Source organism: Acinetobacter sp. YH01009, assembly GCF_013420765.1.
GTDB classification, from domain to species: Bacteria; Pseudomonadota; Gammaproteobacteria; order Pseudomonadales; family Moraxellaceae; genus Acinetobacter; species Acinetobacter amyesii.
The window spans coordinates 66,237-92,778 of record NZ_VOYE01000002.1; the positions used below are offsets into that span (position 1 = coordinate 66,237).

Annotated in this window: 24 protein-coding genes; 7 read left to right on the forward strand and 17 right to left on the reverse strand. The window is 39.7% G+C overall.

The genetic code is table 11. The features are described 5' to 3' along the window. Window positions 1-28: 28 nt before the first annotated feature. From ndk to FTT76_RS03220, 15 genes are all read right to left on the reverse strand, one after another. Window positions 29-460, reverse strand: coding sequence for a nucleoside-diphosphate kinase (ndk, locus tag FTT76_RS03150; RefSeq protein ID WP_106986093.1), 432 nt, complete (start codon window positions 458-460; stop codon window positions 29-31). Between the two features lie 110 nt (window positions 461-570). Then, window positions 571-771 carry a Fe-S cluster assembly protein IscX gene (gene iscX, locus FTT76_RS03155; RefSeq protein ID WP_106986114.1) on the reverse strand — a complete coding sequence of 67 codons (201 nt, stop codon included), beginning with the start codon at window positions 769-771 and terminating at the stop codon, window positions 571-573. A gap of 121 nt (window positions 772-892) precedes the next feature. Beyond that, entirely contained in the window at window positions 893-1,444 is a 552-nt protein-coding gene (locus FTT76_RS03160; RefSeq protein WP_180021007.1) for a phosphatase PAP2 family protein, read from the reverse strand. 192 nt (window positions 1,445-1,636) lie between these two features. Then, entirely contained in the window at window positions 1,637-2,914 is a 1,278-nt protein-coding gene (locus FTT76_RS03165) for a glycosyltransferase family 4 protein (protein ID WP_373686530.1), read from the reverse strand. A gap of 243 nt (window positions 2,915-3,157) precedes the next feature. After that, the gene (locus tag FTT76_RS03170) at window positions 3,158-3,316 is read right to left on the reverse strand and encodes an ATP-binding protein (protein WP_180190026.1); all 159 of its coding nucleotides are present in this window, start codon (window positions 3,314-3,316) and stop codon (window positions 3,158-3,160) included. Window positions 3,317-3,608: 292 nt separating this feature from the next. Beyond that, the gene (locus FTT76_RS03175; RefSeq protein WP_180007213.1) at window positions 3,609-4,019 is read right to left on the reverse strand and encodes a hypothetical protein; all 411 of its coding nucleotides are present in this window, start codon (window positions 4,017-4,019) and stop codon (window positions 3,609-3,611) included. A gap of 13 nt (window positions 4,020-4,032) precedes the next feature. After that, window positions 4,033-6,342 (reverse strand): fimbria/pilus outer membrane usher protein, encoded by a 2,310-nt coding sequence (locus FTT76_RS03180; RefSeq protein WP_180190027.1) that lies wholly within the window; start codon window positions 6,340-6,342, stop codon window positions 4,033-4,035. A 5-nt stretch (window positions 6,343-6,347) separates the two neighbouring features. Then, a complete protein-coding gene (locus FTT76_RS03185) occupies window positions 6,348-7,076 on the reverse strand; it encodes a molecular chaperone (protein ID WP_180084669.1) in 729 nt (242 codons plus the stop codon). A 91-nt stretch (window positions 7,077-7,167) separates the two neighbouring features. Further along, window positions 7,168-7,668 (reverse strand): hypothetical protein, encoded by a 501-nt coding sequence (locus FTT76_RS03190; RefSeq protein WP_180089882.1) that lies wholly within the window; start codon window positions 7,666-7,668, stop codon window positions 7,168-7,170. Between the two features lie 835 nt (window positions 7,669-8,503). Further along, window positions 8,504-9,328, reverse strand: coding sequence for a hypothetical protein (locus FTT76_RS03195; RefSeq protein ID WP_257235015.1), 825 nt, complete (start codon window positions 9,326-9,328; stop codon window positions 8,504-8,506). 208 nt (window positions 9,329-9,536) lie between these two features. Then, window positions 9,537-10,076, reverse strand: coding sequence for a DUF2971 domain-containing protein (locus tag FTT76_RS03200; RefSeq protein ID WP_180190029.1), 540 nt, complete (start codon window positions 10,074-10,076; stop codon window positions 9,537-9,539). Window positions 10,077-10,079: 3 nt separating this feature from the next. After that, window positions 10,080-10,235, reverse strand: a complete 156-nt coding sequence (locus tag FTT76_RS03205) for a hypothetical protein (RefSeq protein ID WP_180190030.1) — start codon at window positions 10,233-10,235, stop codon at window positions 10,080-10,082. A 445-nt stretch (window positions 10,236-10,680) separates the two neighbouring features. Continuing rightward, window positions 10,681-11,697 (reverse strand): ketol-acid reductoisomerase, encoded by a 1,017-nt coding sequence (ilvC, locus tag FTT76_RS03210; RefSeq protein ID WP_078192867.1) that lies wholly within the window; start codon window positions 11,695-11,697, stop codon window positions 10,681-10,683. A gap of 109 nt (window positions 11,698-11,806) precedes the next feature. Beyond that, window positions 11,807-12,298 (reverse strand): acetolactate synthase small subunit, encoded by a 492-nt coding sequence (gene ilvN / locus FTT76_RS03215; protein WP_078189625.1) that lies wholly within the window; start codon window positions 12,296-12,298, stop codon window positions 11,807-11,809. Beyond that, on the reverse strand, window positions 12,295-14,022 hold the full coding sequence (locus FTT76_RS03220; RefSeq protein WP_168378448.1) for an acetolactate synthase 3 large subunit: 1,728 nt from the start codon (window positions 14,020-14,022) through the stop codon (window positions 12,295-12,297). The genes ilvN and FTT76_RS03220 overlap by 4 nt, the downstream gene beginning before the upstream one ends. A 699-nt stretch (window positions 14,023-14,721) precedes the next feature. On the opposite strand from FTT76_RS03220, the gene FTT76_RS03225 reads away from it, so the two are divergent. From FTT76_RS03225 to holA, 4 genes are all read left to right on the forward strand, one after another. Further along, window positions 14,722-15,063: a DUF4124 domain-containing protein gene (locus FTT76_RS03225; RefSeq protein ID WP_180012081.1), complete on the forward strand. Its 342-nt coding sequence runs from the start codon at window positions 14,722-14,724 to the stop codon at window positions 15,061-15,063. Between the two features lie 127 nt (window positions 15,064-15,190). Next, window positions 15,191-17,812 carry a leucine--tRNA ligase gene (gene leuS, locus FTT76_RS03230; RefSeq protein WP_180190031.1) on the forward strand — a complete coding sequence of 874 codons (2,622 nt, stop codon included), beginning with the start codon at window positions 15,191-15,193 and terminating at the stop codon, window positions 17,810-17,812. A gap of 201 nt (window positions 17,813-18,013) precedes the next feature. Continuing rightward, complete coding sequence (lptE, locus tag FTT76_RS03235) at window positions 18,014-18,547, forward strand: LPS assembly lipoprotein LptE (protein WP_078192675.1); 534 nt, start codon at window positions 18,014-18,016, stop codon at window positions 18,545-18,547. A 9-nt stretch (window positions 18,548-18,556) separates the two neighbouring features. After that, window positions 18,557-19,555 carry a DNA polymerase III subunit delta gene (gene holA, locus FTT76_RS03240; protein ID WP_180111778.1) on the forward strand — a complete coding sequence of 333 codons (999 nt, stop codon included), beginning with the start codon at window positions 18,557-18,559 and terminating at the stop codon, window positions 19,553-19,555. Here holA and FTT76_RS03245 read toward each other — a convergent pair. Further along, the gene (locus FTT76_RS03245) at window positions 19,552-20,001 is read right to left on the reverse strand and encodes a bacteriohemerythrin (RefSeq protein WP_180007206.1); all 450 of its coding nucleotides are present in this window, start codon (window positions 19,999-20,001) and stop codon (window positions 19,552-19,554) included. The two genes, holA and FTT76_RS03245, sit on opposite strands and share 4 nt — an antisense overlap. 514 nt (window positions 20,002-20,515) lie before the next feature. Here FTT76_RS03245 and FTT76_RS03250 point away from each other — a divergent pair. The 3 genes from FTT76_RS03250 to FTT76_RS03260 are packed head-to-tail and all read left to right on the forward strand — an operon-like array spanning window position 20,516 to window position 25,264. Then, window positions 20,516-21,868 (forward strand): MacA family efflux pump subunit, encoded by a 1,353-nt coding sequence (locus tag FTT76_RS03250; RefSeq protein WP_180190032.1) that lies wholly within the window; start codon window positions 20,516-20,518, stop codon window positions 21,866-21,868. Between the two features lie 2 nt (window positions 21,869-21,870). Then, window positions 21,871-23,850: a MacB family efflux pump subunit gene (locus FTT76_RS03255; RefSeq protein ID WP_078192678.1), complete on the forward strand. Its 1,980-nt coding sequence runs from the start codon at window positions 21,871-21,873 to the stop codon at window positions 23,848-23,850. A gap of 10 nt (window positions 23,851-23,860) precedes the next feature. Beyond that, on the forward strand, window positions 23,861-25,264 hold the full coding sequence (locus FTT76_RS03260; protein WP_180190033.1) for an efflux transporter outer membrane subunit: 1,404 nt from the start codon (window positions 23,861-23,863) through the stop codon (window positions 25,262-25,264). A gap of 29 nt (window positions 25,265-25,293) precedes the next feature. Here the strand turns inward: FTT76_RS03260 and FTT76_RS03265 are convergent, their stop codons facing one another. Then, the gene (locus FTT76_RS03265; protein ID WP_078192680.1) at window positions 25,294-26,283 is read right to left on the reverse strand and encodes a hypothetical protein; all 990 of its coding nucleotides are present in this window, start codon (window positions 26,281-26,283) and stop codon (window positions 25,294-25,296) included. Between the last annotated feature and the right edge of the window lie 259 nt (window positions 26,284-26,542).

Below are 26,542 nucleotides of genomic sequence, written 5' to 3' on the forward strand. Positions count from 1 at the left end.
AACACTTATCTGGTTTGAATACTTCGAATTAACGAGTACGTGGAGCAATCTCAGTTTGAGCGAAGAAGTAGTTAACTTCACGATCAGCAGATGCTACAGAGTCAGAACCGTGAGCAGCGTTTTCGTCGATGCTTACAGCGAAGTCAGCGCGGATTGTACCTGGAGCAGCTTCTTTAGGGTTAGTCGCGCCAAGGATTTCGCGGTGAGCAAGAACTGCGTTTTCGCCTTCAAGAACAGAAACAACAACTGGACCAGAAGTCATGAATGCAACTAGGTCAGCAAAGAAACCACGTTCTTTGTGCTCAGCGTAGAAGCCTTCAGCTTCAGCTTGAGTCAAGTGTTTCATTTTAGTTGCAACGATTTGAAGACCAGCTTTCTCGAAACGAGCAAAGATGTCACCGATGTTGTTTTTAGCAACTGCGTCTGGTTTAACGATAGATAAAGTACGTTCGATAGCCATGGTAGGCTCCTTAAGTCATAATGTTGACAGGAAAATTTGGCGCATTATACCGAATAATGCGCTGTTTTCTGCTTTTGAGATGTAAAAAAATTGCTTTTTTCGACGCAGTGTTAACTTGCTTCGTCTATCCAAGCCATTTGAATCGCTTCCAGTAAACCTTCAGTCGATTTTTCTGGGTTATCTGCAAAGTCTGGCAAAGCGCACACCCATGCATGTAAATCAGTAAAGCGAATCCATTGTGGATCCACATCTGGATGAGCTTCATAAAGCTCAATTGCGATATCAATCGTATCTGTCCAGCGTAAGCCCATGGGTCTTCCTAACATCGTCTATAGAATGATGGCTTACTTTAACAAATTTCGGCAATTGGACGTGATAAACCCTTTTAATTTTTTTATTACCAGATTTTGCAATTGAGATGTCCACTTCAAACTATAAAATCAAACCAAAAAGAGGTGCACAGAGAATAATTGCGGCACCCACTGCAGCGCCTATTGCAGCACCGACGGCAACATCACTCGGGTAATGCAATCCTAAGATCATGCGGGATAATGCCACCAATAAGCTAAAGGGCAACATTAAGACCAACAACATGGGTTGAATATAGCCCAGCACTGTTGTTGCCATGACCGCATGTAGAGTATGCCCCGATGGAAAACTAAAATGATCTAGAGGGCGTTCACCTAAGCGAATCACTTGATGCACTTGGTACGGTCTTGGGCGCACAGTTTTCTTTTTGAGGAGTTTATAGATCGAGGTGCCGACGAAACCACCCAGTAATACATAGACGATTTGTACACTGTAATACATGCCCTGCACGATCCAGACCGTCGCCAACATGACATACCAAAACACACCATCACCAAGTCGACTCACCATTTTAAATATGTCAGCGACAACTTGTTGATGCGAAAAATGATTGAGATAAATACAGCCTTTTAAATCGAGATGCAGCATTCTTGTTTTTGCATTTTTAAAATTCATCGCTAATCTCCTATCTACAGTCAAAGCCTGACTATGTTGGGGTTGAGCTAGATTTGTGTTGTTATTTTTACAAGTTGAGATCTGTGTTTGACTCAGCTTAAGTTATCTTTTTGACAGTGCAATGATGCTTTGATGACAGTTCAATGAATATTGGTTATGAGGATGCTCAACTTTTCTATACAACCAATAGCGCTAGCTCCATTGGCTCATCATGGCTTGATCCACCACGCGATATAGCGCGTGCTCAAATTGCTGTACAGGATATTGCCAACCAATTTTAGCTGCGTCTTTTGCCGCTTCGATGCCCATCGTTTTTAATTTGGCGCGTTGCGGCAATTGTTGCATAAGACGAATAAATTCATCGGTTCGAGATAAATGACATAACCATCCCGTTTGCTGATTTCTCACGTGCAATTGGGCACATGCGGCATTATATGCAATCACCGGCAATCCGCTGGCCATTGCCTCCAAAACCACATTACCAAAGGTCTCAACCTGACTTGCAAAAACAAAAACATCCGCACTGGCATAGGCTTCCGATAAAGCCTGACCACTTAAACTTCCCATAAAAATAACATCTAGGGATTTTGCCAGTTGCATTAATCGTTCAAGATCTGGCCCATCCCCCACAATGACCAATTTCGTTCGTGCATCCATGGCCAACATCGAACGATAGGCTGAAATTAAAACATCCACCTCTTTTTCAGGAGATAGCCGACCGACATACAGCATCACGCGGGTATGTTCATCTGCTTGCCACTGTTGTCTCAGTTCTGCTCGATAATGTGAGGGAGAAAATCGACTATGGTCCACACCTCGCCCCACCACAACCAATGGACAACTAAAACCTAATCGATACAAGGCATCCGCAGTATCTTGGCTCGGGACACAGGTGAGTTGAGTATTGTTATGAAACCACCGTAAATAATGTTGTACAGGCTTCATTAAAAACGCTAAATCAAAGAAGCGACTAAAATCATGAAAGGCCGAGTGAAAACCACTGGACACAGGGATGTGTAAAGAACGCGCCAATTGAAGCATGGCAAAACCCAAAGGCCCTTCAGTGACTATATGGACAACGTCGACTTGGGCTTTTTTTAAAGCTTTACTCAGTTTAATTAGTTGCGGCCAGCCAAATTGTAAACCTGAATATTTAGGAATCGACTGCGCTCGAACCAAACACTCTTGATCAGGTCTGAAATCATGACAACTTTCGGACTGTTCAGGACGTATTAAAAAAATTGAGTTGCCTTTTTGCTGCAAGCCTTTACACAACTGCAATAAAGAATGTGCAACACCATTAATTTCTGGCGCCCACGTATCTGTAACAATGGCGATTTTTAGACCTGGACGGATTAAAGTTGAGACCGTTTGCACATCCATTCGTGATTGCATATGCTTAAATTGGAATTGAAAGCGTGTAGGCTCATCCTGCATACGCCCTAAATTGATAGCCGATTCTGTCATGATCTTACATGCTTCTTATAAATGTATAGTCACAGTTTAAGCAGCAGTTTTTTGCATTTTGATGATTATTTGATGACAGTTTATTGAAAGAAATTATCTTATTTCATCTACAAAATCATGATTTATCCGTAATTTTTAATCAGTTTTAAAATCGTCTGACCCGCATTAGAAGTGATTTGCATATCTGCGTTCATCCGTTCTAAACACCCACTCATACTACGAAGCCCCACACTTAAACCAGCTTGATTAACCAGATCCACATCCCCCCACGCCATTGTCCTCAACTTCCATTATCAACGCCGAGTTTTCATAATAAATTCGGATCTGCACCACGGTCGCATGACTATGCTTCACAATATTGGTTAATGCTTCTTCAGCTACACGCTGTAAGCTTAGACATTCCAATGGGGTAACATCCCCTTCCCATTTTGCAGGAACTGACCATTTAGCGTGTATATCGAGCTCATCAAATAACTGATTAAAACGGTGTCTAAAGTTGTTATCGGGGAAGCATATGCTGAAATCAAATTTCCTTCATTTCTGACTTTATACGCATAGCAGAAAATTAAGCTACTTAGATTAAAGCCCAAGATTCACCTAAATATCTATCATCAAGCTTCAATCTAGCGGTATGAACGAAATCAGCACTCCGCATATAGCTACCTTGGGCTTGAAATAAATTTTGTCGCTAAGCAACTCAAAACACCATATTTACAAAGACTGTATCGCGGTAGATTCCTGCAGGTGTCGTTGCATTCACTCGCTCCACCAAACGCACAGCAATCACATAGTTATTTTTGCCAGCGCCTTGCTCTGTAGAAACATTCCACAGATTTTCCATCGCACCTGAAACAGTCATCCGTGTTTTGAGCTTAATCGGGCCATTCGTCACAAAACTACTGCCCGAAGTATCCTGCAAATTACGGCTATTAAAGCGTATGCGGTATTTACCGGAACAATCGACACTAAATGAACTTGCCGCTTGACTATTATAGTAATTCGCCAAGCGCATATTGGTTTCACTGATTCGTCCCATTTCACAACGACTCGGCGCTGCAAATGTCATTGAACTAAATAACGCTGCTGAGATGAGTAAAATACTTTTCATTGGAAATACTCCTTTATTTACACTGCAATGTAATTAATTCAGGAGTTTGGTTTTCTACCTTTTTCGGCACTGTTAACGCTGTTTGGCAAGATCGACCACCACTGGTCCTCACCGTCAACTTGTAGTAGCCTTCAACCAAACCATATAACATTACCGTGCCATCTGAACCCACTGGATAAACATCAGCTTCTGGGGTATCAATTGCAACTTCACTTCCTGCCACAAATTGATGACCTTGTTCATCCAATATTTTGACCAATATTTGTTGTGTATCAAATACTGAAAAATTAATGTTATAACCACGCTGTCTTAATGCGACTAAACGATGTGCAGCATTCGGAACTTTGCTTTCGATCGGCAATTGGTTTTCATCGAATGAAATATCGTAATTAATATAAGGAACGATATCGTGTACAAAGGCATAGCCTTTTTTATTGGTTTTCGCGACTGGAGACATTGATCGCATGACATCAATATCTTCACGACCACCAACATTCACTAAAGCAAAAGCATTATCGACAAAACTGGTCAATGCGTATTGACCACCCAACCACACCATAGCGCCACGGTAGCCAACCTGTGTTGTTGAATCATTTTCACTATAGAGATGACTCAAGGTTAAATCACCAACATTAGTGGACAAACCACCATAGGCATTTAATACCGTTTCATCATTACGATAATCCACACCGAGCGCATAATTTGCACCATATTCACCAAATGCATTTTGGATGAAACGTACACCGCCGGATTTATTGGTACCTGCATCAGCCTGAATACGTTTACCACCACCAAAATTATAAGAAAATGTAATAAAGGCACCTGAGTCATCGCTATCACCAAATTCTTGGAAGTAGTTGGCGGTATACATTAAATTCGGTGTAATTTCGCGGCTCACACCTACAGTGAGCATTTTGCGATCCTCTAATTCAAATAAAGGATCATTAGATTCATACTGGGTTTGTTCGATATAGTTCAGGTTTAAATTTTGAAAGAATGGAAAATTAGCAAAACTCAAATACGCCATATTTTCAAATTTTGGAAAAATATGATTATCTTCATAACCCAATGCCCGATAATCATTTGTAGCATAGCGTGAACTCACACCAAAATTGAGTTTCCCGAAATTACGACTGATAGCCAAACCTGCAGAATAGCCATCGTCGTCATCGGTTTTACTGCCTAAAAAAATACTGTCTAAAACAAACCATCGATTGACCGCTTGCGTCCATAGCAGTCCTGCATTTTTTACTTTGTCACTATAGGTAGCACTTGCACCTAAAGTGGTACGACTGGTAACACCTCTACGCCAATAGGCTGAACTGAAAAAATCGCGATAATCGCTATTTTCTTCGTCATAACTGAAGCGTAGTTTCCCTAATGATATGTTGTAATCATTTAAATCTTCTTTAAGCAATTTACTACTAATTAATACCGGGAAGCTTCGAACAGTGGTATTCCCCAATACATCTTGTACAACCATTTGCGCTGTACCGGCACTTTCAATATTGGCACCTGTTTGTAAGTTATAATCTCCAGGTGAAATCTTTTTCTGATAAATATTTACGCCATCAATATATAAATCAACAGTCGAAGGTAAAACCGCACTGCCTTTTAAACTTGGAATATTCCAATACACAAAATCTGGGCGTGACGTATAGTCTGTACCAAAACTCAAACCACCAAATCGCACACCATGAATTAATGCACTATATGCAGAGGTCGTATCACCAATAACCAGTTTGGTCGCACTTTTAGAAAAATCAAACTCAAGACTACTATTTAACCTGACGAATTTTTCTTCACGATAATCATCACCTTTATTATTTCGATAAAAGGCATTATTTCTTAAAATCCAATTGTCTTTAAACACGCCCAGTTCAGGTAGCACACCAAAATTATTATGTTGAGTATTATTTTCAAAATGCATTTCATAATTAAGAAATGCACCAAAATTTGCAGGCATCGGCTGGCTGATTAAGGTATCAGTTTCTAGCCCAAAGAAATATTTTGATGGAAGATTAATTTTGACGGCTTGCAATTGAGGATCAAATCCAGACTGAATATCTTGATCCGTTACCAAACAAAATGAATTTTTAGTTGCATGTCGTTTCAGAATTTCTACTTTGATTTGCAGCTTATCAAGATCTGCGCACTCTATATAAAACTTGTTATTTTCAATCAGTAATAATACTTCGCTCTTGCGGTCTACTTCGTTTACCCAAATACTGGTTGGAAATAAATCATCAGGCATATCAACGGCTTCTGCATGAGCAGAATTAGCACATAAAATACAATATAGAAGCAATGTAATTCTGTTCATAGCCACTACTCAACTAAATTAAACTCCAAAGGAGTGTCACCTTTATCTGTTTCCACAACGACTTTATAATTACTAGCGCCTTGTAAAGAAACATTCCCGATGTCGTATTGGTTTTTACCTAATGCCAATAAATATTTCATATCGGAAGATTCAGCGACTGTTTTCTTGCTTTTATCGATGACATAAAGTTTTTGGATTTGAATGTGTGATTTTGCTAAATTTTCAACCTGAATAATGGTGCGACCATTCATTTTTTTGGCAATAAATTTTAAATAAGCGGGTTCTTGTTTGCCGACAAAAAATGGCACATTAATACTTAATAACAGTGCAATTTTCGATTCAGAGTTCGTCACTTGAGGTAGCTCAGTATAAATAATACGCCATGCTTCTTCTTGTTGTAGATTCATACTCTCTACAGATTGAGTAAAACCCACACGAACCATTTGTTTTGAGTTTGGTTTTAGAATGAAATTTTTCGGATTGATAATAATATTGGATTCAGGTGAAAGAATATCTTCACCTGCAGCATTTTGAGTCCATTTAAATGCTTGAGCTTCAAAAATACGTGGTGTCTCATCATCCCCTTTCGATTCCAAAGTAAATGTCGCACTGCGTTGTTTAGATTTATCGGTTAAATATAACTGCACAGGGCTAATTGAAATTCCTGCAAATATTTGAGGACTCAATAAGCAAGTTATTAAACTAAATGAAACGACTTTGAATAAACTTTTCATATACCCACCCCAGTACATTTAAATATTATTATCAATTCAAAATAAAAAGAAGTTGACCCTAACTGTGTAGAATCAACTCCCGAAATTTGGATTAGTAAGCTACTTTGATATATAAAGTATCTTTGTATGTACCAGCACGTTGAGTACCTGAAATTGTATTTTTTGGAGCTACAGATACAGCAAAGTTATCAACGCTCATACCAGCTACAGGTGTAGAACCGATTGGATAATTCACACCACCTTTTGAAGTCGTGATTTTTGTAAATACTTTATCACTAGTGGTTTCATGTTTTACAAAAGTATCTGCACTTGAACCCGCGTTTAGCGTAGATAGATTTAATGTATATGGAGTGTTCGTTGTAACTGTAAAGCCACTAGCACCCGTATAACTGTCTTCAACGAGTTTGATGTCTTTACCTACCAAAAGCTCACATGCTTTAAGAATCTGTAACTCGATGTCGATTTCGCCTTCACACGGCGCACCGCCACATTGTTTAGATTCTTTTTTACCACCAGCGATTGCAGATGTTGCTGGAAGTGCTACGAACAATGTTGCAGATAGTATTGCGGTTAAAATTTTAGATGTAGTCATTTCACTTCTCCATTCTCATATGAGATTTATTAGTATGTGCATCAAAGGATATTTATTAAGAAAAACTAATTAATCTTACTTTCCCTAGGTGCTGATTCATTCTTAATCATATTGAGAAAAAAAGAACCTAATATAGAAATTTCACACGAATAATCATGTAATATTATTTTTTACAAATATTTAAATTATGTGTTTGTAATATATTAAATATTTTTAATTTTTATATTTTCATTTAATTTTTCTCTTTATCCCAAATTTTGGGGATTTTTTTCATATCCCTATTTTTTGGTATATTATATCTTATTGTTTTTATTAAATTTAGTAACATTAAAAATAATATAGGCTGTTACATATTTCACCAAATATTTGTGAAATAGTTCAAAATAATTTTCAAACAAAACAATACTACGTGAATATTCAACTATATTAATAGTGAAGACCGATTAAATTTAAATTTTAAATAGAATCTTAAATATATAATCACTACTTTCAGGTATGTCTTTTGAAACGCAATACAAGAATTACGTCACCAAATACTGAGCCTTTGTATTAAATTACAGGTTTTGAAACATGTCTTAGTTTCCAATGTTAAGCTTTTGTAAATCATATTTTCTTTCTTGAAATTTCAGTTTTTGTTTTTCAAATTTTTATAATCTCATTTATTACGTGAATTATCACATATATTGAAATTCAATCCCTCTCTTTCAGCGCACTTTTTACTTTGATTTTTTATTCAAAATACTGACTACCTCTTTTAAAACTGCCTACATTCTTCTTTAGAAAATTCTATAAATAAAAAAAGCCCCAAGTTATGGGGCTTTTTAAAAAATTTAATTTACTCACTGACTGGATAAAGCAATCCTTGATCGACTCGAAAGATTTGACCTGATCCAAAGTCGATCTGCTGCAACTCTCCTTTTAATTTTGGGAATCCAGCAATTTTCTCCAATTGTGGTGAGCGTTGAAAATTCTTCGTTTTAGGATTGTACATCCAATAAATAAATCGCTTATCTTCTATTTTTCGACCATCAGAAGTGTCTGAGAGTACAACATCATAGTATCCATCAAAGTTTACATCTAAGAATCCCATACTATTCCCAAAAGCATTAAAGCCTTGTAATGACTGTAGTACTTTGCCATTCGATTTATTAATCACATCTACGCGTTTTAGAGACTTCCCATAAGGTTGGTCTGCGGATTGCACTCCATAAAACTTAAACAGCAGGATAGGTTTATCTACAGCTTTAAACGCAGGTTCAAACTGTAAATAACTTGTAGATGCTGGTACCGTTTGTTCAGTCAGTTCTGCTTTAAACGAGCCTGTATTTGCATTCAAGGTTCCTGACAATCGATAAGCAGTTGCCGCACTTTGTTCAGTTCCAACATGGACTGAATTCAGATCTATAAAATCAGCTTTTTGAGTCCCTTTAAAGTTAATTTGTTTTGGTTCTTGTAGATCAGTTAAAGTCCCATGCGGATTCCATATACCAGCATATAGATCTAAGAAATAGCGTCCTTCAGTTGAGCGAAGCATCCGCTGCATTGAGATTCGAACATCAGGTAAAGGCTTTAACTCAGGTTGTGCTATCTCAGCATCTTGTGCAAAACTCACCACTGGTAGACAAAGAGCGAGTAAAAGAGAGAATTTTGATATTTTCATTGCAATTACACACTCCATGCAGCATGAATAATGCCTACTCTATCACAACCTAAATTCAAATCAGCTGACACAAATATAGGAGTTTTGAAACCACCCATGACTCAAAACCATCAAATTAAATTTGATTCGCTTTTAAAGACCATGTTTCCAAATCTAATGAAACGCATTTCAAACCAATATTAGATTCAATACTTAGATCTTTCAGTAATTAAAACTGATCTACCTTATGATCAATTACTGGCTTCACAAGCTCTTGCTTTCTTCTAAGATCAATATATGCATTTTTCCCAACATATACTTCAACAAAGGCTTCTTCAGGCAATTTTAACGTATAAATTGGACGCGTTTGCAATTGGACTCTTTGCCAAAGTTGGTCATTGATATATGCATGTGTTTTTGTAGAAAAGTGATACCCGAATTGAGCATCGCTAATATTTTTTACAATACGTACTTCCTCTTTGTATACCCATTCCTGCATTTTATAAAGCAAACCATGCTTTATTAAAACTTCTTCATTATCCCAATTTAAAATATTTGAATTTCCTACCGACATTAATTTTTCAACACTTGCCACATTGGCCTGCTTCGGCGCTGTTTTTAAATATCTCAACTCCCCTTTTGTTGAAGGAATAATAAATTGATCACCATCTTCAAAACCTGCTTTGCATGTGTCAATTCCGATTACAACACCTTTGTAACTATCCCCATAATGTGACCACATTAGTGGATTTAAAGTGGTTCTAGTCAAACTTTAAATCACATACTTTCTAGAAAACTGATTACGGAATGCCTCTATTGCTAAGGATGTCGGTATATCCAAATCATAAAAACCAAAACCAGTGCATTCAAATGGGTCATTAAAATCTTCTAAATTTGAAAAACCTAGAGATTTTGTTTTTAAAATCATTAAAGCTGCTTCAAAACTAACATTAAAGCGAGAATTTTTAGAATCTCGCTTTTTTTGTGAACCTAATGGATCACACTGAATTGAAATTACTGGACTACTCTTAATTGAAATTAGTGGACTAATATTGATGATATATACACTTATGATTTTGTCCGCTTAGATCTAAGACAAGAAAATGATGTAAGCATCGCTTACCTCATTTGAGGCACGCAGCCTTGATTTTCTCTTCTATGAGGAAAAAAAAGCCCCTGTTAAATTCTGGGGCTTTTTGACTTAGAAATCAGAACTTAGTTCTTTTCTTTATCAACGATTTTGTTCGCTTGGATCCAAGGTACGTAAAAATAGAAAAGCATGCTTTTCTATTTTTAAGGCACGTAACTTTAGATATTAAAAAACCCACTCAAAATGAGTGGGTTTTCGTATTCAAATCAATGGATTCAAGAAATTAGTTTTTCTCTTTATCAACGATTTTGTTCGCTTGGATCCAAGGCATCATCGCACGTAACTTGTTACCAGTTACTTCGATACCATGCGCCGCGTTTTGACGACGACGAGCAGTCATAGATGGGTAGTTCAACGCACCTTCTTGGATGAACATCTTCGCGTATTCACCAGATTGAATACGTTTAAGCGCATTACGCATTGCTTCACGAGACTGTTCGTTAATCACTTCAACACCAGTTACGTATTCGCCATATTCAGCATTGTTTGATACCGAGTAGTTCATGTCCGCGATACCGCCTTCGAACATTAAGTCAACGATCAATTTAAGTTCGTGTAAACATTCGAAGTAAGCCATTTCTGGTGCATAACCAGCTTCAACAAGAGTTTCGAAGCCCATTTTAACCAATTCAACAGCACCACCACAAAGGACTGCTTGCTCACCGAAAAGGTCAGTTTCAGTTTCTTCACGGAATGAAGTTTCGATAATACCAGTACGGCCACCACCAACACCTGAAGCGTAAGAAAGCGCAACGTTACGTGCATTACCAGAAGCATCTTGGTGAACAGCGATAAGATCAGGTACACCTGAACCACGTTGGAATTCTGAACGTACAGTATGACCAGGCGCTTTTGGAGCAACCATGATTACGTCAAGGTCAGCACGTGGAACAACTTGGTTATAAAGAACAGAGAAACCATGAGCAAATGCTAGCGTTGCACCTTGCTTGATGTTTGGCTCAATTACGTCACGGTAAAGTTGTGATTGGAACTCATCTGGAGTCAAAATCATAACTAAGTCAGCTTGAGCTACAGCAGCAGGAACTTCTGAAACTTTAAGACCAGCATTTTCAGCTTTTTTCCAAGAAGTAGAACCAGCGCGTAGACCTACAGTTACGTCAACGCCTGAATCTTTAAGGTTAAGCGCATGAGCATGGCCTTGTGAACCATAACCAATGATTGCTACTTTTTTGCCTTGGATGATAGATAAGTCTGTGTCTTTATCGTAAAAAATTTGCATTGCTGTCTCCGCTAAAATGCTTTCGTTTCCTTTAACTTGATACCGTGATTCTGTTTGATTATTCACGTTTCAAGTACCTCACCCATAGGAGTGAGGTGAATATATAAAATTAGATAGTTAAAACTTTTTCGCCACGTGCGATACCTGAAACACCTGAACGTACAACTTCTAGAATTGTATTTTCAGCTAAGGCATCAATAAAACCATCTATCTTTTCAGTTGTACCTGCGATTTGAATGGTATATGTCGTTGGCGTTACGTCTACGATTTGTCCACGGAAAATATCCGCAGTACGTTTAATTTCGGCACGTGCTGAACCGAGTGCTTTGACTTTAATTAACATCAATTCACGTTCAATATGAGCACCTTCAGACAAATCAACAACTTTTACAACTTCTACAAGCTTGTTGAGCTGCTTAGTGATTTGTTCAATTTTGTGCTCATCACCATACGTGGTTAAAGTCAAACGCGAAAGTGTCGGATCTTCTGTTGGCGCTACGTTTAATGTCTCAATGTTATAACCACGCTGAGAGAATAAACCTACCAAACGTGAAAGCGCACCTGCTTCGTTTTCTACAAGTACAGAGATAATATGTCTCATTGTGTGCGCTCTCCTTTGCCTAACCACATATCTTTCATTGACTGGCCAGCAACCAACATTGGATATACATGCTCTGAACGATCAACCATCACGTTAATAAACACGCACTTGTCATTGATCGCCATTGCTTCAGCAAGCTTCGATTCGAGTTCATCTGCATGATCAATTTGAATACCCACATGCCCATACGCTTCCATTAATTTAGGGAAGTCAGGAAGTGACTCAACATAAGAACTTGAGTGACGACCTTCGTAGTTCATGTCTTGCCATTGCTTAACCATACCTAATGCACGGTTATTCAAGCATAGAATTTTTACATTCAAGCCATATTGCTTACATGTAGAAAGTTCTTGGATACACATCTGAATCGATGCTTCGCCAGTAATACACACTACTTGTTGATCTGGGAAGGCAAGTTTTGCTGCCATAGCATATGGCAAACCTACACCCATGGTTCCTAGACCACCTGAGTTGATCCATTGACGTGGACGTGTGTATTTGTAGTAAAGCGCACCAAACATTTGGTGTTGACCAACGTCTGAAGTAATGATGGCTTGGCTATTGGTAATTTTATCCAACGCTTCAACAACTTGCTGTGGCTTCATTGAACCATCAGTTGGTTTATCATAGTTCAAACCATGAACTTGACGCCATTCATTGATTTGTTTCCACCAAGCCGCGATATCTTCTGGATTTGGTTTAGACACATTCAATTGCTTTAATTGAGCCAACATTTCAGTCAATACAGGCTCTACTGCACCCACAATTGGGATGTGCGCCATAATTGTTTTTGAAATCGTTGCTGGGTCTATATCAATATGAATGACTTTGGCATTTGGACAGAATTTCGCTGGATTATTGGTTACACGGTCATCGAAGCGCGCGCCCACACACAGAATCACATCTGCATTGTGCATCGTCATATTGGCTTCGTAAGTACCATGCATACCCAACATGCCGATGAATTGTTCATCATTGCCCGGATACGCACCAAGACCCATTAAGGTACTGGTTACTGGATAACCCAGTAAATGTGCAAGTTCTGTCAACTGTGCAGAAGCATTGCCTTGAACCACACCGCCGCCTGAATAAATAATTGGGCGTTTAGCATGAATCAATTCATCAATTGCTTTACGAATTTGACCTGAGTGACCACGATGCGGCGGTTGATACGAACGCATTTTCACTTTTTCAGGATATTCGTAAGCAAATTTCTCTGCAGGATTCGTTGCATCTTTTGGAATATCAACGACAACAGGACCCGGACGACCACTTGAAGCGATATAAAATGCCTTCTTAATAATCGAAGGGATTTCGCTTGCATGACGTACTTGGAAGCTGTGTTTTACGATTGGGCGCGAAATACCAACCATATCCGTTTCTTGGAACGCATCCTCACCGATAAGATGGCTTGCAACCTGACCTGACAAAATCACCATTGGGATTGAGTCCATATAGGCAGTTGCAATTGGAGTTACGGTATTTGTTGCACCCGGACCAGATGTCACCAGTACGACACCTGTTTTACCTGTGACACGTGAGTAAGCATCAGCCATATGACCAGCAGCTTGCTCGTGGCGCACTAGGTAATGATTGATTTTTTCTTGTTGAAATAGCGCATCATAAATATGCAGTACTGCGCCGCCTGGGTATCCAAAAACATGTTCAACGCCTTCGTCCGCTAAAGCGCGTACGAGCATTTCACCACCAGATAAAAGTTCCAACGTGATTCACCCTAATCTTTTTTCACGCACAAATGGAGGGCATTTGTCGTGGTTAATTCATTAACTGTGTGCTCTGTTATAGCACACAAATTTCATAGTTTTCATAGCAATAAGAAAAAAATCTGACCTGCTTGCTGTTTGAGCAATATGGGGTCTAAAACATGTTGGGATAAACATATTTTGTTGGCTTTGTTCAACGTCTCGGCTAGAGAAGAAGTCCATTGCTAAAATGCACTCATTCGAAGGGTGATCGATCTAAGGCATATAAAACTAAAGACAGCATTTTTGTAGTTTCAACCATTAAAGTCAAGTTTAAAAATCGGCTTTTTTCTGATTACTTACAGACCGTTTGTTTTTTAAGCACACTCCCGTTCTTTGCATTCTTTGTAGTTTGTTTATTTATAACCAGTTAGCATGTATTTAATAAAATACTTTTATAAATCTAATAAATAAATTAAATGAATGGATGTATGTTTTTAATTCAATTGCCTTACATTGAAGTTGCTGCATAGGTTAAATGATAAGAATCCAATATTTTTATTGCTTATAAATCCCCCAATTCATCATTCACAAAGTTATTCATCCCACACGATGTCCCTTTTATCCTTTGTGCTAAAAAATGCATAGATTCTACTGTCAAAAAAGCGCAAAATTTTCAGCATAATTTTGCATGATCACTCTAACTATGGGACTGAATTTATGATGAAGACGACGATTGTACGAACTGCATGTATTTTATCTAGCATGGCATTTTGCCTGACCAGTTTGGACCTTTCAGCGAAAGAATATTACAAATGGGTGGACGCTAAAGGTTCAACGCATTACACCACCACGCCACCGCCAAAAAATGCGCAGCGCAAAGGTAAAGTAAATACCTATGGTGCAACAACGACTACGCAATCAACTCCAGCAAAAAACCAAGAAGAGGTTTCACGTGAAGCCGAACAGTCGAATGAACAAAATGAGCAACTAGCGGAACAACAACGCGAAGCCAATGCAGCGCTCCGCCAAGCTCAAGCGGTAGCTGCCGCACCACAATAATTTACGCCAAAGCCTTCAATTTTGACTTAAATTATTTACATCTACACAGCATCGCAAAATTCACTCTAGGCGTATTTTGCGCTATGCTGTAGCACAAACTTTTTAACCGTTATTTCTATTTACGTTTATGACTACTCACATTGACCCTGAATATCAAGCCAGTGCGATTGAACCTACAGTCCAACAAGACTGGGAAAATCGCAAAGCCTTTAAAGTTGCCGACCAAGTAGAAGGACCACGTCGTTATATCCTCTCTATGTTCCCTTATCCAAGTGGCAAACTGCATATGGGTCATGTGCGTAACTATACGATTGGTGACGTGATCAGCCGTTTCCACCGTTTACAAGGTGAAACTGTGCTACAACCCATGGGTTGGGATGCTTTCGGCCTACCTGCTGAAAATGCGGCGATTGCCCATCAAGTCGCTCCTGCAAAATGGACTTTTGAAAACATTGATTACATGCGTAATCAGCTTAAAAAGTTAGGTCTTTCTGTAGATTGGGATCGTGAATTTGCAACTTGCACACCTGAATATTACCGTTGGGAACAATGGTTATTCGTACAGCTTTATAAAAAAGGTTTAATTTACCGTAAGCTTTCAACAGTGAACTGGGACCCAGTAGACCAAACTGTTTTAGCAAACGAACAAGTTGAAAATGGTCGTGGCTGGCGTTCTGGTGCATTGGTCGAAAAACGTGATATTCCAATGTACTACTTCCGCATCACTGACTATGCGCAAGAATTACTTGACGATTTAGAAACATTAAAAGACGGCTGGCCACAGCAAGTTCTTACCATGCAACGTAACTGGATTGGTCGCTCTCAAGGGATGGAAATCACCTTCCCTTCAGCGAATCCAGACGTTTATGCAGATGGTTTAACTGTATTTACCACTCGTGCTGACACACTCATGGGTGTGACTTATGTTGCAGTTGCAGCAGAACACCCAATGGCGTTAAAAGCTGCTGAAACAAACCCTGAACTTGCTGCATTTATTGAAGAATGCCGTATGGGTTCTGTTGCAGAAGCCGATCTTGCGACGGCTGAAAAGAAAGGCATGGCAACTGGTCTTTCTGTGAAGCACCCAGTTACAGGTGAAGAAGTTCCTGTTTGGATCGCGAACTACGTCTTGATGTCTTACGGTTCAGGTGCGGTGATGGCAGTGCCTTCACACGATGAACGTGACTTCGAGTTTGCCAACAAATATGGCTTAACCATCAAGCAAGTGATTGATGCCAAAGGTACAGACGATGCAGACTTTGACGCAACAACTTGGCAAGAATGGTACGGTTCTAAAGAAGGCAAACTGGTGAATTCAGGCGAATTTGATGGTTTAGATTTACAAGGTGCATATGATGCATTCCTTGCAAAATTAGAACCGACTGGACTTGCCAACTCGAAAGTTCAATTCCGTTTACGTGACTGGGGTGTTTCTCGTCAGCGTTATTGGGGTTGTCCAATTCCTATGATCAACTGTGAAAAATGTGGTCAGGTTCCAGTACCTGAAGAACAACTTCCAGTTGTATTGCCAACGGACGTGGTTCCAGACGGTTCAGGCAATCCACTCAACAAAATGCCTGAGTTCTATGAAACCACTTGCCCATGCTGTGGTGGCGATGCTCGTCGTGAAACAGATACTTTGGATACCTTTGTAGAATCATCTTGGTACTATGCACGCTATGCATCTCCAGATTTCACTGACGGTATGGTAAAACCTGAAGCGGGTCAAACTTGGTTACCTGTGAACCAATACATCGGTGGTGTTGAACACGCAATTCTTCATTTACTTTATGCACGCTTCTTCCACAAATTGATGCGTGATGAAGGTGTGGTACAAGGGAACGAGCCATTCACCAACTTGCTTACTCAAGGTATGGTTCTTGCGGATACTTACTACCGTGAATCAGAGTCAGGTAAGAAAACTTGGTTTAACCCTGCTGACATCGATTTAGAACGTGATGAAAAAGGTCGTATCATTTCTGCGAAATATCAAGGTGATGGTCAAGACGTCGTGGTTGGCGGTCAAGAAAAAATGTCGAAATCGAAAAATAACGGTATCGACCCGCAAGCCATTATTGACCAATACGGCGCAGATACTGCACGTGTATTCATGATGTTTGCTGCACCACCAGATCAATCACTTGAATGGTCTGACGCAGGTGTTGAAGGTGCAAACCGTTTCTTAAAACGTGTATGGCGCCTAGCATCTGGTTTCCTTGAACAAGGCAACTCTGCTGCAAACATCGACAAAGCGACACTATCTACCGCTGCACAAGACTTGCGTCGTAAAACACACGAAACCATTCAAAAAGTGGGTGATGACATTGCACGTCGTCATGCCTTCAACACCGCCATTGCTGCGATGATGGAACTTTTGAATGCAAACAATAAGTTTGAAGCCAAAGATGACAATGACGTTGCCGTTGCACGTGAATCAATCATTACCCTTCTAACTTTACTTGCTCCTTTTGCGCCACATTTAAGCCAAACCTTATTGGCTGAGTTTGGTATCGAATTAACATCAGCACGCTTCCCTGCTGTAGATGAATCTGCGCTGACTCGCAATACACAAACGATTGTAGTGCAAGTGAACGGTAAGCTTCGTGGCAAATTAGAAGTATCTGTCGAGGCCTCTAAAGATGACATTCTGGCACAAGCAAAAGCATTACCTGAAGTTCAACAATTCTTGACTGGTCCAACCAAGAAAGAAATTGTGGTGCCGAATAAATTAGTGAATTTGGTGGTTTAATTTAATCCCCCTAAATCCCCCTTTACAAAAGGGGGACTTCCCGCTCCCAATAAAAAATCGGGTCTCCTCCCTTTTTTAAAGGGAGGTCGGGAGGGATTAAAAAACAATTCCCAAACAAAGCCCGTTGCCAGTCAACGGGCTTTGACTTTACAATCCACACAGGATTTCAACATTATCCCTTCGGGAAACAGAGGACACTTTATGCACTTGGTTCAACGTGTTGCTGCAATTGTATTAACTATGGGCCTGAGCGCAGGCATGGTCGGTTGTGGTTTTCATTTAAAAGGCACCAACCCTGCTGCTGTACCTGTGGCCTATTCCAATATGCGATTGGCACTTCCTGAAGATACGGATGACTTACATGAAAAGTTAGCGATTTATTTAGGTTCTGCAGGCGTGCAATTGAGTAATAATCAAAATGCATATGTCTTACATGTGTTGGATTACACTCCACGACGTTTAGAACTCAATGGTAAATTGGTTGAAACTTTACTGCGCCTGAATGTGACGTTCCAAATTGAAGATGCTCAAGGTAACCCTGTGACAGAACCACGTACATTGATGGCAACACGTAGCTACCAATACGACGTAGCAACCGTGAACACTGATGACCAAGAAGAAAAATATTTAAAACAAGTGATTATTGATGACATTGCACAACAGATCGTGCGCCAAATTTCATCAAACCGCTTACCGAAAGCAAATCCACTAACTGCACCGACCAAAGCTGAGTAATTTTGATTTATGAAACTTGACTATCTTCAGGCATTAAAACGTGTAGATGAAGCGCAAGGTACCTGGGTGCTACATGGTCAAGAGCCATTACTCGAACAAAATCTCCTCGATGCATTTCGTAAGAGTTGGAACGCTCGAGAAGTCGAGCGTCAACGGTATGACATTAGCTCTGCTGCTGATTGGAAAAATGTCTTTAATGCTTTAAATAGCTTGTCATTATTTTCCAGTCAACTGGCAATTGAGGCACATGGCAGCATTAAACCCGATGCCAATGGGCTAAAACTGTTAAAAAGCTATTTGCAGCAAAATGAAAGCAACTTGCTGCTCGTGGTAATGCCGAAGCAAGACAGTGCGAGTTTAAAGACCAGTTTCTTCCAAACCATTGATGCCAATGGAGTCAATGTTGCACTGACTGCAAACTATCCTAAAGATCGTCAGCAAATCTTAGCCACCGAGGCGCAAAAGCTCGGCATTCAACTCGCCAATGATGCTTGGCAATGGCTAGAGCAGCATCATGAGCATAATTTACTGGCTGCAAAAAATAGTTTAATGCGTGTCGCAGATACTTTTCCTGAAGCTGAAATGATTCAGATTGATCATCTGTACTCTTGCTTACAAGATCAGTCACGCTACACCACCTATGATTTAAATGATGCAATGCTGCAAGGCAATTTGGCGCAATCAATTAAAATTTTTCAATACTTAATTGCCTCTGGTGAGCCGATGTCACTCATTTTATGGAGTATCAGCAAGGAAATGCGCTTGCTGATGCAACTGTTTGAGCAACCACAAAATGCCTTACAAATTGGCATTTGGAAGACCAAGGTCGGGCTGTATCAACAAGCTTTACGCCGTTTAAATGCCAATGAGTTTTTGACGTGGCCTGCCCTGTTGTTACGTTTAGATGCCTCGATTAAAGGTTTGGGACATGAAAATGCCGAACATCTGATTATGCAAGCCATTGCTCAGATGTGCGGTAAAAGGTTATTTCCGTCCCTGTTGACTTAACTAAAAAAGCGAGCAAACCAACTTTTGCCTTTTTTCTGTTCCTGCGAGCGCAGATAGTGCAGCATATTGTCTCGCACTGAATCTACATAATCTTGATCATCATGCTGAATGTGATTAATCAGCCATTTAGACAATAAACGATATAAATCTTGTTCAACCGAAACACCATTTTCAAATTTGGTTCGATACTCATTCAGTCGCCTCACAAAATGCTCATGAATCCCACGATGAGACGGCAAATACTGATAATGTACCTGTTCCAATAAATTTTCTTCAAAGCTGAAATGCGATTGTGTATAGTCAATCAAATCATCCAAAACCTCTTTGATTTTCTCTCGACTGCCATTCACGAGGATTGCTTCCAACGTATTGATATAATCTAAAATCTGGCGATGTTGATTATCAATAACATCAATGCCGATATTATATTTTTCATTCCATTCCATATCTAACCCCGACTTATATTCCTATTTTATTTTGTATATTTAATGAAAAAAAACCACTTATCATTAAACCCATAATTTTTTTATGGGTTTTGATCTTAGCTGCATTTTTAGAACAAGACTATTGCAAAAAATCACACACGCTCAACAAAAACTGTGCACACTAAAGCACAAACACAATGCATATTTTTATTTTAATATCATTAACATAGGCTACAAAAAAGCTTTATAGCACCACTTTTTTTAATTTTCATTCAACTTTTTTCTAATTTGAAATTAGATTCAAATAAATAGGCATGAAATATGCTTTTTGTACTTTAATTGGCATTTAGTTACAGTTAAAAAATTATTTTACGCAGTAGAATGAGTCTGTTTACAGATTCTGCTAAGTCCCTTCATATCAATCGGAAAGCCTAAAGGGAAATAATAATCATTACTTCTTTGCTAAAATATTCACAATTTATCCGTATTTAACTCTTATAATTCAAATAACTTTCTTAACGCTTTACTGCCAATCATGCCAAAAATAAAACCAGCAAAATTGATCGTAGCCATCATCGCTGCTCTGGCGATCGCTGTCACAGCATGGCATTTTTTCAAACCAAAACAAGAGCAACCTCAGTACATTACGGCCGAAGTCAGCCGTGGGGATATTGAAAACTCAGTGCTTGCCACTGGTGTGCTTGAAGCAACTAAAATGGTCAGCGTAGGAGCGCAGGTTTCAGGTCAAGTAAAAAAAATGTATGTGCAACTTGGCGATGAAGTAAAACAAGGTCAATTGATTGCCCAAATTGATTCAGTGCGTCAGGAAAATGACCTCAAAACAGCCGAAGCCAGTATTAAAAATCAACAAGCGCAATTGGCAGTAAAAAATGCAAATTTAGCCAAAGTCGATGCTGAATATAAGCGTCAACAAGCGATGTATGCTCAAGACGCGACTAGTCGTGCAGAACTTGAATCTGCGCTAGCAAGTTATAAAACTGCGCAAGCTGATATTGCAGCCATTAATGCACAAATCGAACAATCACGTTTAACTTTAGCGACTGCAAAAGAAGACTTAGGCTATACACAAATTGTTGCACCTATGGATGGAACCATCGTGGCGATTGTGACTGAAGAAGGTCAAACCGTAAATGCCAACCAAAGTGCGCCAACCATTGTGAAATTGGCAAAACTCGACACCATGACCATTAAAGCTGAAATTTCTGAAGCAGATGTGATGAAAGTCCAAGAAGGTCAAAACGTTTATTTTACAACCTTGGGCGACAGTGAAACAAAACACTATGCTACCCTGCGCCAAGTTGAACCTGCGCCAAACTCAATTAACACCGAAAGTAACAACAACACCTCTTCGTCTTCAAGTACTGCGGTTTACTACAATGCGTTATTTGATGTCCCAAATGAAGACGGTAAATTGCGTATCGATATGACCGCTCAGGTGTATATCATTTTAGATGAAGCCAAGAATGTCTTGACTGTACCTGCCGCAGCCGTTCAAACCTCGAACCGTCCACAACGTAGCCGTAATAATGCATCTGCAAATGGTGAATCTGCTGATAAAAAAGCCAGCGCAGAAGCTAGATCGAACAAAGACACTCCAAACCGTCCTAAACGTTTAGAACTGACTGAAGCTGAAAAAACATTGGTCAAACAAGGTAAAGCCAGCGTTGCGATGGTTCGTGTACTACAAGCCGATGGTTCAGCTCAACCACAACAGGTATTACTCGGTTTAAATAACCGTGTGACCGCACAAGTGATCCGTGGCTTAAAACAAGGTGACAAAGTCGTGATTGCCGACGGTTCAGATACCTCTAATGATTCAGCGAAACGCAGCAACCGTGGTGGTGCTGGCGGCCCAATGAGAATGTAATCATGAGTCAACATCAAACACCTCTACTCGAGGTCAAGAATCTGACGCGTGAATTCCCTGCCGGTGAAAGCACAGTCCAGATTCTAAAAGGGGTGAATCTTGAGATTTACCCAGGTGAACTGGTAGCAATTGTAGGTCAGTCCGGTTCTGGTAAATCTACCCTCATGAACATTTTGGGGTGCCTTGATAAACCCACAAATGGCAGCTACAAAGTCAAAGGGCGCGAAACGCGTGAGCTTGAACCTGATGAATTAGCACAATTGCGCCGTGAATATTTTGGCTTTATTTTCCAGCGTTATCACTTACTCGGTGATTTGAATGCTGCAGGTAACGTTGAAGTTCCCGCAATCTATGCCGGTGCAGATGCAACCGAACGCAATGCACGTGCCAAGCAACTACTAACCGATCTTGGACTGGGTGAAAAAACCCAAAACCGTCCGAGCCAACTCTCGGGTGGTCAGCAACAACGTGTATCGATTGCGCGTGCCCTCATGAATGGTGGCGATGTTATTCTTGCCGATGAACCGACCGGTGCACTAGATAAGAATAGTGGTATTGAAGTGATGCGGATTTTGCGCGAACTCAATGCCAAAGGTCATACCATTATTTTGGTCACGCACGACCATAATGTTGCAAAAAATGCGACTCGAATTATTGAAATTTCTGACGGTAATATCATCTCAGATCAGCCCAATGTACCTGAAACAGATGATAAACCTTTAGAAAAGCAACAACTCGTTCCAAATACCCAGAAAAAAACCTCGAGCTGGCGCTCAGCCGTTGACCGTTTAGGTGAAGCATTCCGTATGGCGATCCTTGCCATGAATGCTCACCGTATGCGGACTTTTCTTACCATGCTTGGGATTATTATCGGTATTGCCTCGGTGGTATCCGTTGTGGCCTTGGGTAATGGTTCACAAAAGCAGATTTTAGAAAATATCAGCAGCTTGGGGACCAATACCATCACGGTGTATCAAGGTCGAGGCTTTGGTGATAATTCCAGATCCTCCCAAGTAAAAACATTGGTTCCAGCCGATGCGACGGCCCTTGCTGAGCAGCCTTATGTCGATGGCGTTAGTCCTTCGGTCAATTCATCTGTCACAGCACGTTTTAAAGACACAGAAGCGTCGACCACAGTGAATGGCGTGAGTGAAGATTTCTTCTATGTCAAAGGAATGAACTTCGCTTCGGGTCAACCTTTTGATAAAGAAAGTGTGACTGAGCAAGCGCAAGATGTGGTGATTGATAGTAATACTAAAAATACCTTCTTTGCCGATGGCACTAACCCAGTGGGTCAAGTGATATTATTAGGCAGTGTGCCAAGCCGTATCATTGGCGTGATCGAAGAACAAAAAAGCATGATGGGTAACTCAGATAGCCTGAATGTGTATTTGCCCTATTCAACGGTCATGAGTCGTATGCTAGGTCAGTCGAATGTGCGCAGCATTATTGTTCGAGTGAAAGATGAATACCCAAGTGCTGCTGCTGAAAACGCCATATTAAACTTGTTAGTGCAACGTCATGGCGCGCAAGATGTCTTTACACAAAACTCCGATAGTATCCGTGAAACCATTCAACAAACTACTCAAACGATGACCTTGTTAGTTTCTGCAATTGCGGTGATTTCATTGATCGTCGGTGGTATTGGGGTCATGAACATTATGTTGGTTTCTGTGACGGAGCGTACTCAAGAAATTGGTGTACGTATGGCTGTGGGTGCCCGTCAAAGTGACATTTTACAGCAGTTCCTGATTGAGGCGGTGTTGGTATGTATCTTAGGCGGGGTGCTTGGGGTTTTATTATCTTTAGGTATTGGACAATTGATTAGTCATTTTGCCGGTGGAACATTCCAAATGGCCTATTCAACGACGTCTATCGTAGCTGCATTTGTCTGCTCAAGTATGATTGGTATTGTGTTTGGCTTTATTCCTGCACGTAATGCCGCACAGCTTAACCCTGTCGATGCGCTTTCTCGCGAATAAGGAAATAATGATGCAAATGACCTTAAGTAAACTTGCAAGTGCCTTCATTCTCGGAAGTAGCTTAGTCGGCTGTGCCGCTGTGGTTAAGACGCCTTATGAAGCCCCTGCAACACAAATCCCGACGCAATTTCAAAATGCGAAAGCCATGAGTCAGCAAGTTCATGCAGATACTTATGCTGACCAATGGTGGACATTGTTTAATGATGCTCAATTAAACCAGTTGGTGAATCAAGTTTTAGCTGCCAATACAGACCTTGCTGTTGCAGATATTAATTTACAGCAAGCTCGACTACAAGCAGGTTTAGCTGAAAATAAACAAGGGCCACGCGTGAGTTCAAGTGTCTCTACTGGACATAACTTTGACCTTAACTCAGGTGATGACTCATCAAAAGGTGTATCACTCAGTGGTGGCGTCAGTTATGAAGTAGATTTATTTGGTCGTTTGGCTAGCCAGACTGAGGCCGCAAAATGGGAAGCTTTAGCAACTGAACAAGACCTGCAAGCCACTGCCCAAAGTTTGATTGCGACAACAGCAAACTTATATTGGCAGCTTGGTTATTTAAATGAGCGCTACAGTATTGCGCAGCAAAACTTAGCCAGTACGCAAAAAACCTATGACTTAGTCAAAGTGCAATATAAAGCCGGCGCCGTTTCAGGTTTAGATCTAACCCAAGCGGAACAGTCGGTACAAAGTCAAAAAGCGACCTTAAGCCAAATTGCCCAACAAAAAGTGGAAACACGTACTGCATTGGCTGTGTTATTGCATCAACCTGTGCAACAACTGAATATTTCAGAGCCGCAGCGCCTACCTCGAATTGCATTACCGACGATTGCAGCGGGTTTACCAGCCGAGTTGTTGTCTCGCCGTCCAGATTTACAAGCGAGCGAATTAAGATTACGTAAAGCTTTGGCAAATAAAGATGCAACGAAAGCGAGTTACTACCCTTCAATTAGTTTGACTGGCAGTTTAGGCTCGAGTAGTACCTCTTTGAGTAATTTATTACAAAACCCTGCTTTGGCTTTGGGTGCAAGTTTAAGCTTACCTTTCTTGCAATATAACGATATGAAGAAAGACCTTGCGATTAGCGATTTAGATTATGAAAAATCTATTATTCAATATCGTCAGACCTTGTATCAGGCTTTTGCCGATGTGGAAAATGCGCTATCCAATCGTACTGAGTTAAGTCAACAAGTTGCTTTGCAAGAGCGTAATGTGCAGCTTGCAGAAAAGACTGAGCGTTTGACTGAAGTGCGTTATCGTAATGGTGCAATTGCGTTGAAAAACTTGCTTGATGCACAGGAGACCACACGTAATGCGCGACTGTCTTTGGTTCAAACCAAGCAGAGTCAATATAATGCTTATGTGACTTTAATGCAGGCGTTGGGTGGTAGTCCGATTAAGCAGTTGCCTTAAGTTCTTTATAAAAAGCCCGAAAGGGCTTTTTATTTATCCATCATTTTAAACATCGTAAATTCAAAATTATCTTTTGCGCTGATTTCCTCTGGGCGCTCTAAATCCATTTTGTTTTTTCGTACTACATCTTCATGCCAAACGGGCAATGGTTTGATATGCAATAAAATTCTTCGTGCAACAAAGTTACACACATCAAATGGATAAGCAAATAAAGCTGGAACCCAATTATAATGATAAATGATTCGAAATGATTTCCATGTATCTCTCCAACTTTCTTTTGCACCCACGACCTTTTGACAATAGGTTAGTTGGGTAAACGGATCGATGGTACCGTACATAGGATGCGGTTTGGGGTAAAGCTCCTCTGGTCCTTTCATCATAAAATGACAAATAAAAGTCCATAAACCTTGAGTACGAAATATTCCAATCATTGGAAAGCCAATCACAAAGGTATGTTTTAGGATGCCGTCTTCGATGATATGTGCCCGAAGCTCTCGTAATGGAATGCCAGACAACCCAAAACTACTGCCCATAATATAAACTACATCTGTCCATTTCTTTTCTATATATTCTTGATCATTAATATAGAAAAAAACTTTACCTGTTTTTCTATTAAAAAGAACAGGCTTACAAATAGGTTGTTTATGATCATATTTAAAGTAAGGACGTAGAAATGCAACACAAGGAAGTCCTATTACAAAAAGTACAGCTATAAGGAAAAAAAAAGCCTCTCCTACACTAGAATTATCAAGAAAAGAAAGAATACCAATGTAGTAAAATAAAAATAAAAATAATGGAAACATTGGAATTAATAAACTTATTCCTTTTCCTAACCTTGCATAAGATTGATCAATCAATTCGATATAATCATCATTCATGCTAACAAATGACCAATTATGATTACGTTTAGAATCATTTTCTGGTTTAAGTAGAACGTCTCCTTCATCTAACTGAGAAAAAGGAACATCCTGTTTAAATACATCATAACCAAAGTCATGATTTTTTATTTTACTTTTCATATTAATTGTATACCGACTTTAGGCCCAACATTTGTTGTTGAATAGTATCAAACCTAATTATACTTTGATCCGTTGATAATAAACATTTACGAATCCATTTTTGGATATCATTATCTTGGGCAAAATATGCAATTAAAGATAAAATAGACTTTTTCATTTCTTATCAGAATAATCCTCAGGATAAGGATCATCTTTAATAACTTTTCGATAATCGTAAATAGACTCTAAAATTAATTTCTCTGATGTATCTTCATGTCGT